The 9,556-nt window shown below is 41.2% G+C and carries 9 protein-coding genes and 3 tRNA genes; 10 read left to right on the top strand and 2 right to left on the bottom strand.

Translation table 11 applies throughout. The annotated features are described in order from the left end of the window. The first annotated feature begins 34 nt into the window (after nt 1-34). The 4 genes from F8M47_RS02405 to ffh all read left to right on the top strand — a co-directional run bounded on the left by F8M47_RS02405 (nt 35) and on the right by ffh (nt 2,184). Nucleotides 35-110: transfer RNA gene (locus F8M47_RS02405), tRNA-Asn, on the top strand. Between the two features lie 135 nt (nt 111-245). Continuing rightward, nucleotides 246-321: transfer RNA gene (locus tag F8M47_RS02400), tRNA-Phe, on the top strand. A 5-nt stretch (nt 322-326) separates the two neighbouring features. Next, nucleotides 327-402 (top strand) — tRNA-Asn (locus tag F8M47_RS02395). A 384-nt stretch (nt 403-786) separates the two neighbouring features. Next, complete coding sequence (ffh, locus tag F8M47_RS02390; RefSeq protein ID WP_150538626.1) at nt 787-2,184, top strand: signal recognition particle protein; 1,398 nt, start codon at nt 787-789, stop codon at nt 2,182-2,184. A gap of 143 nt (nt 2,185-2,327) precedes the next feature. Here ffh and murQ read toward each other — a convergent pair whose 3' ends face one another. Both murQ and F8M47_RS02380 read right to left on the bottom strand, forming a co-directional pair. Beyond that, nucleotides 2,328-3,251 carry an N-acetylmuramic acid 6-phosphate etherase gene (gene murQ / locus F8M47_RS02385; RefSeq protein ID WP_150538625.1) on the bottom strand — a complete coding sequence of 308 codons (924 nt, stop codon included), beginning with the start codon at nt 3,249-3,251 and terminating at the stop codon, nt 2,328-2,330. Between the two features lie 51 nt (nt 3,252-3,302). Further along, on the bottom strand, nt 3,303-4,412 hold the full coding sequence (locus F8M47_RS02380; RefSeq protein ID WP_150538624.1) for an anhydro-N-acetylmuramic acid kinase: 1,110 nt from the start codon (nt 4,410-4,412) through the stop codon (nt 3,303-3,305). Nucleotides 4,413-4,505: 93 nt separating this feature from the next. Between F8M47_RS02380 and F8M47_RS02375 the strand changes: the two genes are divergently transcribed. The 6 genes from F8M47_RS02375 (at nt 4,506) to F8M47_RS02350 (ending at nt 9,490) form a co-directional block, all read left to right on the top strand. Beyond that, entirely contained in the window at nt 4,506-5,570 is a 1,065-nt protein-coding gene (locus tag F8M47_RS02375) for an MFS transporter (RefSeq protein ID WP_150538623.1), read from the top strand. A 2-nt stretch (nt 5,571-5,572) separates the two neighbouring features. Beyond that, nucleotides 5,573-5,935, top strand: a complete 363-nt coding sequence (locus F8M47_RS02370; RefSeq protein WP_150538622.1) for a fluoride efflux transporter FluC — start codon at nt 5,573-5,575, stop codon at nt 5,933-5,935. Between the two features lie 192 nt (nt 5,936-6,127). Next, a complete protein-coding gene (ald, locus tag F8M47_RS02365; protein ID WP_150538621.1) occupies nt 6,128-7,237 on the top strand; it encodes an alanine dehydrogenase in 1,110 nt (369 codons plus the stop codon). A gap of 142 nt (nt 7,238-7,379) precedes the next feature. Then, a complete protein-coding gene (gene lptM / locus F8M47_RS02360) occupies nt 7,380-7,493 on the top strand; it encodes an LPS translocon maturation chaperone LptM (RefSeq protein ID WP_208790022.1) in 114 nt (37 codons plus the stop codon). 104 nt (nt 7,494-7,597) lie between these two features. Beyond that, on the top strand, nt 7,598-8,848 hold the full coding sequence (gene lysA, locus F8M47_RS02355) for a diaminopimelate decarboxylase (protein WP_150538619.1): 1,251 nt from the start codon (nt 7,598-7,600) through the stop codon (nt 8,846-8,848). Nucleotides 8,849-8,872: 24 nt separating this feature from the next. Beyond that, nucleotides 8,873-9,490: a glutathione S-transferase family protein gene (locus F8M47_RS02350; RefSeq protein ID WP_150538618.1), complete on the top strand. Its 618-nt coding sequence runs from the start codon at nt 8,873-8,875 to the stop codon at nt 9,488-9,490. The last annotated feature ends 66 nt before the right edge of the window (nt 9,491-9,556 follow it).

Raw genomic sequence — 9,556 nt, 5'->3', positions numbered from 1 at the left:
CGGTGGTTCGATTCCGCCTCGAGGCACCATCTATTCCTCCTTAGTTCAGTCGGTAGAACGGTGGACTGTTAATCCATATGTCGCAGGTTCGAGTCCCGCAGGAGGAGCCATATTCTAAAGCCCTGATGATTTTCATTAGGGCTTAAATTTATGAGCAATCTTGAGCTTAACCAGAAAAAGTTGGTTTGCTAACTTGACGATAAACTCAAATAGTTGCATAATAAATCATTCGCAATCAATGCGATGCCTCGATAGCTCAGTCGGTAGAGCAGGGGATTGAAAATCCCCGTGTCGGTGGTTCGATTCCGCCTCGAGGCACCATCTATTCCTCCTTAGTTCAGTCGGTAGAACGGTGGACTGTTAATCCATATGTCGCAGGTTCGAGTCCCGCAGGAGGAGCCATATTCTAAAGCCCTGATAGTTAATCAACTGTCAGGGTTTTGCCTTTTATCTCCTATCACTTTCATTTACACTCATTTTGACACTATTGCCGAAATTTTGTGATCTCTCTCCAATTTTTTAAAAAAACTTGAAATTTCTCTTCGCAAAATCTCGTCAGAAAGAGTATCATTAGTGAAACAATAAAAAATGATTCCTCGAATATCGTCAATTTTGCGACATCACTTTTAATACGAGTGATGTCGCATTTTTTATACCTAAAAATCCACCTTTTATCCTGTTATAAAGGTGGATTTTTTGTATAATAAAAACAATTTTTCGCTTGTTCTTATTTAGTTTCAAAAGACAAGCGGTCGAATTTTAGAAAAATTTTGCAAAGAGAAAATTATGTTTGAAAACCTATCTGACAGACTATCGAAAACCCTACGCAACATTACGGGTAAAGGTCGTTTAACTGAAGATAATATTAAAGATACGCTACGCGAAGTGCGTATGGCGTTATTAGAAGCCGATGTAGCATTACCTGTAGTACGTGAATTTATCAATAAAGTAAAAGAGCGTGCAATTGGTGAAGAAGTAAATAAAAGCCTAACGCCAGGTCAAGAATTTCTTAAAATCGTACAAGGTGAGCTTGAGAAAGCGATGGGTGAAGCGAATGAAGAGCTAAACCTTGCCACTCAACCGCCAGCGGTAATTTTAATGACTGGTTTACAAGGTGCTGGTAAAACCACCTCGGTCGGCAAGCTAGCTAAATTCCTTAAAGAACGCCATAAAAAGAAAGTCTTAGTTGTTTCAGCGGACGTATACCGCCCTGCTGCGATTAAACAGCTTCAAACTTTAGCTGAAGCGCTCAAAGTGGATTTTTTCCCAACTGATACCAGCCAAAAGCCTGTTGAAATTGCGGAACTTGCACTTAAGCACGCCAAATTAAATTTCTTTGATGTCTTGATTGTCGATACAGCGGGTCGTTTGCATGTAGACGGCGAGATGATGCAAGAAATCCAGCAAATTCACAGCGTTTTAAATCCAATCGAAACCCTGTTCACCGTAGATGCGATGACAGGTCAAGACGCAGCCAATACAGCAAAAGCCTTCAACGAAGCGCTACCGCTGACGGGTGTGATTCTAACTAAAGTAGATGGCGATGCACGTGGTGGTGCCGCGTTATCTATCCGCCAAATTACAGGCAAGCCGATTAAATTCCTCGGTGTTGGCGAAAAGACCGATGCACTTGAGCCATTCCATCCAGATCGTGTTGCTTCTCGTATTCTAGGGATGGGCGATGTTCTCTCATTAATTGAAGATTTACAACGTTCTGTCGATCAAGAAAAAGCGGAAAAAATGGCTCAGAAATTCAAAAAAGGGGACGATTTCACCCTTGAGGATTTCCGTGAACAGTTGATCGAAATGAAGAAAATGGGAGGCATGATGTCAATGCTTGATAAATTACCTGGTGCGAAAAATTTACCAGACCATGTAAAAAATCAGGTGGACGACAAAATGTTTGTCAAAATGGAAGCGATCATCAATTCCATGACACTAAAAGAACGTGCAAACCCAGAAATTATCAAAGGCTCACGCCGTCGTCGTATTGCGTTAGGTTCTGGCACTCAAGTGCAGGATGTAAATAAATTGCTGAAACAATTCGATGAAATGCAACGAATGATGAAAAAAATGCGCAAAGGCGGTATGGCGAAAATGATGCGAGGCATGAAAGGCTTAATGGGCGGAGGCGGTTTAGGCGGCCTCGCTGGCTTAGGCGGAATGTTTGGTGGTAAGCGTTAAGCCTGATTCTAACACCTGATAAGCGGTCAACTTTCTCAGATTTTTTGCAAAATTTCAGAGGGATTTGACCACTTATTGCTTATATCTAATCAATATCGCGATCAAATCTCCCCTCGTCTAATGATGCAACCCGAAGACATTGCTTATATTGAGCGTGCTAACGCTTGACGAAGCTTTCCTTGGTGTGTTGTAAGTAATTGTTCGGCAGTGGTTTTATCGGAGCCACTTAGGATCATCATAATCGCTAATTTTACATTATTTTCAGCGATTTTTAACGCATCTTCGGCAGTAGTTTTATCACATTCACAGGCTTCCATCACGATTTTAACTGCACGGGCTTTGAGTTTTTCATTGCTGGCTTGCACATCGACCATTAAATTTGAGTAACATTTGCCGATCATCACCATTGAAGCCGTGGTGAGCATATTGAGCACCAGTTTTTGTGCAGTACCCGATTTCATTCGGCTTGAACCTGTAAGCACCTCTGCGCCAACAACAGTATCAATCGCAATATCAGCAATTTTTGCCATAGCAGATGCTGGGTTGCTAGCAATAGAAACGGTGGTTGCGCCAAGCGATTTGGCATAGTCCAACGCACCGATCACATAAGGAGTACGTCCGCTTGCAGCAATGCCCACCAACACATCTTTTTGATTAAAATTGACCGCTTGTAAATCGGCTTTACCTTGCTCTCGATTATCTTCCGCACCTTCAATTGGGTGGCGTAATGCACGTTCTCCTCCCGCAATAATGCCAACCACCATTTCAGGCGCAACACCATAAGTTGGAGGGCATTCAGAAGCATCTAGCACGCCCAAACGTCCACTTGTGCCTGCGCCTACGTAGACTAATCGCCCATCTTTTTGGAACGCTTGTACGATTTTTTCGACCGCTTGTGCAATTTGTGGCAAGCATTTTTCCACTGCTAATGGCACTTTTTTATCTTCATTATTAATCACTTGAACTAGTTCAAGCGCCGATAGTTGATCGATATTACTCGAATTGGGATTGCGTTGTTCGGTAATCATTTGCGACAGCACATTTATTAATAGGTTTTTCTCTGACATTTTATTTCCTTCACTCATGAAACCATAAGATATGTATCACTCAAAAAAGCGTTATTTGGGATAAATCACTCCTAAACTTACCGATTGATTTGCACCTGTCACACGAGGTAAATTGCTCGGTAAGTTATGTATACGTTGATAGGCAAGCCATGCAAAAGCCGCTGCTTCTACATAATCTATATCTAGCCCATACTCGCTGGTAGTGGCAACCGTCCAGCTCGGCAATAATTCACAAAAACGTTGCATTAACAATGGGTTACGTGCGCCACCACCACAAACAAGTAATAAGCACTGCTTTTCACTTTTAAGCGTATTTAGTTCATTTACGACACTTTGTGCGGTAAATTCGGCCAGTGTACGCTGTACGTCTTGAGGGCGATAAGCATTCAAATGCTTCGCTTTTTCTGCCAGCCATGTGAGATTAAATAATTCTCGCCCCGTACTTTTCGGTGCAGGCAATTGGAAAAATGTTTCATCTAACAAACACGCCAATAATTCGGGTATTAACGTGCCTGTTTTTGCCCATTCAGCGTTTTTATCGTAGCGTTTTGCTTGGTGCAGTTCGATCCAAGAATCCATCAAAGCATTACCAACACTTACATCATAACCAATCGTCGGTTGATTTGGTGCTAACACAGAAATATTCGAGATACCGCCAATATTTAGCACTACAGTTAAGCGTTCTGCTGAAGCAAAAATACCTTCATGAAAAGCAGGTACAAGTGGTGCGCCTTGCCCGCCAACCGCCATATCTTTACGACGAAAATCCGCCACAGTGGTAATCCCCGTTTTAGCTGCAACCAAATTCATATCGCCAATTTGCATCGTAAACGGAAAACGGCTGTTGGGTGAATGCCATACAGTTTGCCCGTGGCAACCAATCGCTTGAATATCCTGTGCGGTTAGCTGATTTTCAGCTAAAAATTGATTGATACCTTCTGCATAAAGTAAGCCCAAGCGATGATCAATTTCCCCGAGGTTTTGCAATGAAGTTTCGCCACTTTTTAGCAATGCGGATAACGATCTACGCAACTCTTCAGGCATGGGGATAAAGCCACAAGCGGTTAATTTTGGTGGATTTTTTGCAAAATCCATTAGGCAAAGATCGACACCGTCAAGACTTGTGCCAGACATTACGCCAAGATAGAGATTTTTAGTCATAAGTTAAGAGAACAGGAAAATTTGTTGAATTATATCGAATATACCGCCTAAAAGCGGTAAGATCTCGGCTGATTTTTACAAATTTACCAACTTATGAACCTACAAAAACTTTTACTGACTCGACGCTTTTTTTCCACTCTTGCATTTTTTTCAATGCAGACGGTCTTTTTTATTTATCTTCAGAAAAAAGGATTAAGCAATGGCGAAATTGCTTTTTCACTTTCGTTACTCTTTTTCTGTAATCAAGCACTGGCTATTCTGGCGGGCATTTGGGGCGATCGCTACGGCTTAGCTAAAATGATGTTGCTTGGCTGTTTGTTAGATGTATTGGCGTATATTTTCTTTCTTTCGGCAGAAAGTTATTGGCTGTTATTGCTGGCAACAACCTGCTTTGGGTTGGGAAGCTGTTTGTTCGGTACCAATGCGAAAGCCTGTTTATTGGCGCTTGCGGGTGAGGAATATGCGGAGAAAACACGCTTACAAGGCAAGTATTTGAAAGTCACCAGTATGTCATCGATGTTTGCGCCGTTGTTAGTCATTCCATTTATTAAATTTGATCAAATTGCGTTGTTGATTTGGGTTTGTTTTGCAATGGAAGCGGTGTTATTTGCATTAATGGTGAAGCCGTTTTATCAAATTCAAACACTACAAACCTTGGTGAAATTCCGCTTTGGGCAGATTCGAGAAATTATCACTAAAGAATTTTTATTTGTGCATTTGATGTTGTTTATTCCGCTGTCAATTGCTACTTCATTTTTTGTGATTTTCCCGTTTTTGTTTGATAACAAATTAGCTGCGCCAGAACATAGCCCAATTGCGCTGTTTGTAAATGGCTTAATGACGGTTTCATTACAAAGCTATTTCTCACGCAAAATTAATTTAACCACAAAGCAAACTATTTGGGTTGCACCACTACTAGCAGTTGGCATTATTGTGCCATGGTTCATCACACTCCATTATATTTCGCTGTTTTCTGCTTATTTGTACTTGGTGATTTTTACCGTGATTGAAGTGTATGCGTTAACAGCAATGGCGAATTTATTGGTGAAATTTGATAATGGCACAAATCGGGGCTTTATTTTTGGTGCTTCACGTTTGCTACTTTCGGTTGCGACCGTGGTGGTGATGAATCTGATTCCACATTTATTTTTGGTGTAGTGATGAAGCTATTATTGATTACGATAGGAGCGGTACTCGGTGCTATTTCTCGCTGGCAATTGGGCGTATGGTTTAATGGTTGGTTAAGCCAATTCGCTTTCGGCACTTTGCTAGCAAATTGGATCGGCTGCTTGTTAATTGGTGTCGCTGTTGGGCTAAACTTGAATGATAGCCAGAAATTATTATTTATCACGGGCTTTTTAGGCAGTTTTACCACTTTTTCGAGTTTTTCTTTAGAAGTAAGCGAAAAGCTACTCGCTGATAAATATTGGCAAGCACTAAGCATCATTAGCCTTCACTTACTTGGTGGAATTATTTGCACGCTCTTAGGCATTCTCCTCATCCGAACGCTAACAAGCGGTTAAATTTGCATGCCATTTTGCAAGTCTGAATCCTTGGTGTGAATGTCCGTGCAAAAAAGCAAAATTTTGTAAAACTGTGAGAGGCTTCACATAAATTTTTGCGTAGAGATTGCATAATAATCAACAAAGTTATAATTTTGTTAAAATTGCACTTTGGATGTTGTCGAGCAAAACCTTGTGTTTAAGGAGAACATTATGATTATTGGTTGCCCAAAAGAAGTGAAAGTCCAAGAATATCGTGTTGGCTTAACACCTGCTAATGTCCAATCTTATGTAGAGGCGGGTCATACGGTGTATATTGAATATGGTGCAGGTGCAGAAATTGGCTTTAGTGATGAAGCTTATCAGATGGCTGGTGCTACGCTAACGGATAAAGCGACACTGTTTGCTAACAGTGAGATGATTATAAAAGTGAAAGAGCCGATTGAAAGTGAATACCACTACTTCCGTGAAAATCAAATCCTCTATACCTATCTACATTTAGCGGCAGATAAACCGCTCACCGAAATGTTATTAGCTAAAAAGATTCAATCCATTGCCTATGAAACCATTAAAACACCAGCAGGTTTACCTTGCTTAGCGCCAATGAGTGCGATTGCAGGGCGTTTGTCCGTATTAGAAGCAGCAAAATTTAGCCAAAAAACCTTTGGTGGCACAGGCACGTTATTAAGCGGTACTGCGGGTACACCAAAAGCCAAAGTGGTGATTTTAGGCGCAGGTGTAGTAGGGTTAAATGCCGCACAAATTGCAATGGGGATTGGTGCAGATGTAACCATCTTAGATATTAATGCCACTCGTTTAGCTTATATTGACCAAATGTTTGGTATGCAAATCACAACGCTCACCAGCTCAAGAGGCAATCTTCTCAATCTCTTATCGCAAGCAGATGTTGTGATTGGTGCAGTACTCATTCCTGGTGCTAAAGCGCCACATTTATTACGTCGTGCAGATCTTAAACTGATGAAAAAAGGTGCAGTGTTGGTGGATGTGGCGATAGACCAAGGCGGCTGTTTTGAAACGTCAAAAGCAACCACACACAATGACCCAATCTATGAAATAGATGGCATTATTCATTACTGTGTGGCAAATATGCCAGGTTGCGTTGCTCGCACTGCCACACTTGGCCTAACCGATTCTACCCTTGAATATGGTCTGTTGATTGCGCAATATGGGGTACGTCAAGCGTGTTTAAATAACAGCGCATTGCTACAAGGCTTAAATACTTATAACGGCAATTGTACTTTCAAAGGCGTGAGTGATGCTTTCGGGCTTCCTTATGTCACAGCAGAAGCGGCATTAACCTAATAAAGCCACCACAAGAGGTCAAATTTACCTAATATTTTGCAAAAGTCATTTCTCTAAAAAGCGGAGAAATGGCTTTTTTGCTTTTTCAGGACAGCGATTTGTTTTAGAATCAGCAGACTGTATTTACTCGCAAGGATTTATGATGAAAAAATTATTTTTGGTGGCATTTATTGCAGCATTAGGCTTAACCGCTTGTGGCGTGAAAGGCCCACTTTATTTCCCTGAGCAAGCGCCTGCTCAACAACAATCAAAATAAGCTTTCGCCACAATAAAGCAAAATAAGTATTGCAAGCGGTCAAATTTGAGTGCTTTTTTGCAAATATTTTGCGAATGTGATTTTCAAACACAACGGATAACTAAATGAATCATTTCGACTATAAAAATCAACAACTTTTCGCAGAAGATGTTTCTGTTTCAGACATTATTAATCAGTACGGTACACCTGCTTATATCTACTCTCGTGCAACACTTGAGCGCCACTGGCACGCTTTTGATAAAGCGTTCGGCACACACCCACACCTTATCTGCTTTGCAGTAAAATCAAATTCAAATATTGCATTATTAAATGTGATGGCTCGTCTTGGCTCGGGGTTTGATATTGTTTCTCAAGGTGAGCTAGAACGTGTGCTTGCCGCGGGCGGTGAAGCGAGCAAAATCGTCTTTTCAGGCGTAGCAAAATCACACACCGAGATCCAGCGTGCGCTAGAAGTTGGCATTCGTTGCTTTAATATTGAGTCAATTGCGGAATTACATCGCATTAATGAAGTCGCAGGTCAATTAGGCAAAATTGCGCCTATTTCATTGCGCGTAAACCCAGACGTAGATGCACACACTCACCCTTATATTTCAACAGGTTTAAAAGAAAATAAATTTGGTGTGAGCGTCACTCAAGCACGTGAGGTCTATGGCTTAGCAAAAAGTTTACCGAACGTAAAAATCACAGGTATGGATTGTCATATCGGCTCACAATTAACTGAATTACAACCGTTTTTAGACGCAACTGATCGTTTAATCGTATTAATGGAACAGCTTAAAGAAGACGGTATTGAGCTTCATCATTTAGATTTAGGCGGTGGTTTAGGTGTGACATACAACGGTGAGCAGCCACCACACCCAACTGAATATGCACAAGCGTTATTAGCAAAATTAAGCGATTATCCAGATCTTGAGATAATTTTAGAGCCAGGTCGTGCGATCACCGCCAATGCAGGAATCTTAGTCACAAAAGTAGAATACCTGAAAGCAAATGAAGATCGTAATTTTGCGATTGTGGACACAGGTATGAACGATATGATCCGCCCTGCGCTATATGAAGCCTATATGCAAATTATCGAAGTAGATCAGTCGCTTACCCGTGAAAAAGCGATTTATGATGTGGTAGGCCCAATTTGTGAGACCTCAGACTTTCTAGGCAAAGGCAGAGAATTAGCGATTGCGCAAGGTGATTTAATTGCAATGCGCTCAGCGGGGGCTTATGGTGCGACAATGTCTTCGACTTACAATTCCCGCCCACAAGCGGTCGAAATTATGGTGGACGGCAACCAAGCACATCTAATTAAAGCACGTGCAAGTTTTGCCGATTTATGGCGTTTAGAAAAATTATTGCCTTAACCGCAAATATTAATGGAGAAAGTAATGAAACTTTATGGTTTAAAAGGTGCTTGTTCGTTTGTACCACACGTGGCATTAGAATGGACTGGCGCAGAATATCAAGCAGAATTAGTAAGCCGTGAATTTATCAAATCAGCAGAATTTTTAGCATTAAACCCTCGTGGTGCAGTGCCATTATTAGTGGATGGCGATTTGGTGCTTTCACAAAACCAAGCGATTTTGCATTATTTAGATGAGAAGTACCCAGAAGCTAAATTATTCGGTAGCAAAACATTGTGTGATAAAGCAAGAGCTTCTCGCTGGTTAGCGTTTTTCAATAGTGATGTACATAAGTCATTTACGCCATTGTTCCGCCTACCGAGCTATGCAGAAGGTAATGAGGAGCTGACGAAAGTGATTCGCCAACAAGCTGCAGAACAGCTATTAGATCAATTAGCCGTGGCAAACGAACATTTAGAAAGCCATATTTTCTTTGGTGAGAATATTTCAGTGGCAGATGTGTATCTTTATATCATGTTAAATTGGTGCCGCATTTTAGGGTTAGATTTCTCACACCTTGAACAACTTTCACCGTTTATGCAACGTGTCGAAGCAAATGCAGGTGTGGATGCTGTGCGTATTACAGAAGGCTTAAAAGGCTAATCCTTTCTAATTAGTCTGTCCAAAAGCAGAGTTTATCTCTGCTTTTTTTATGCGAGTAACTTTCAT

It is taken from the genome of Actinobacillus vicugnae (assembly GCF_901687125.1).
Lineage (GTDB): Bacteria > Pseudomonadota > Gammaproteobacteria > Enterobacterales > Pasteurellaceae > Actinobacillus > Actinobacillus vicugnae.
Note: the sequence above shows the minus strand (reverse complement) of the source record. Positions and strands in the feature narration are given on the sequence as shown.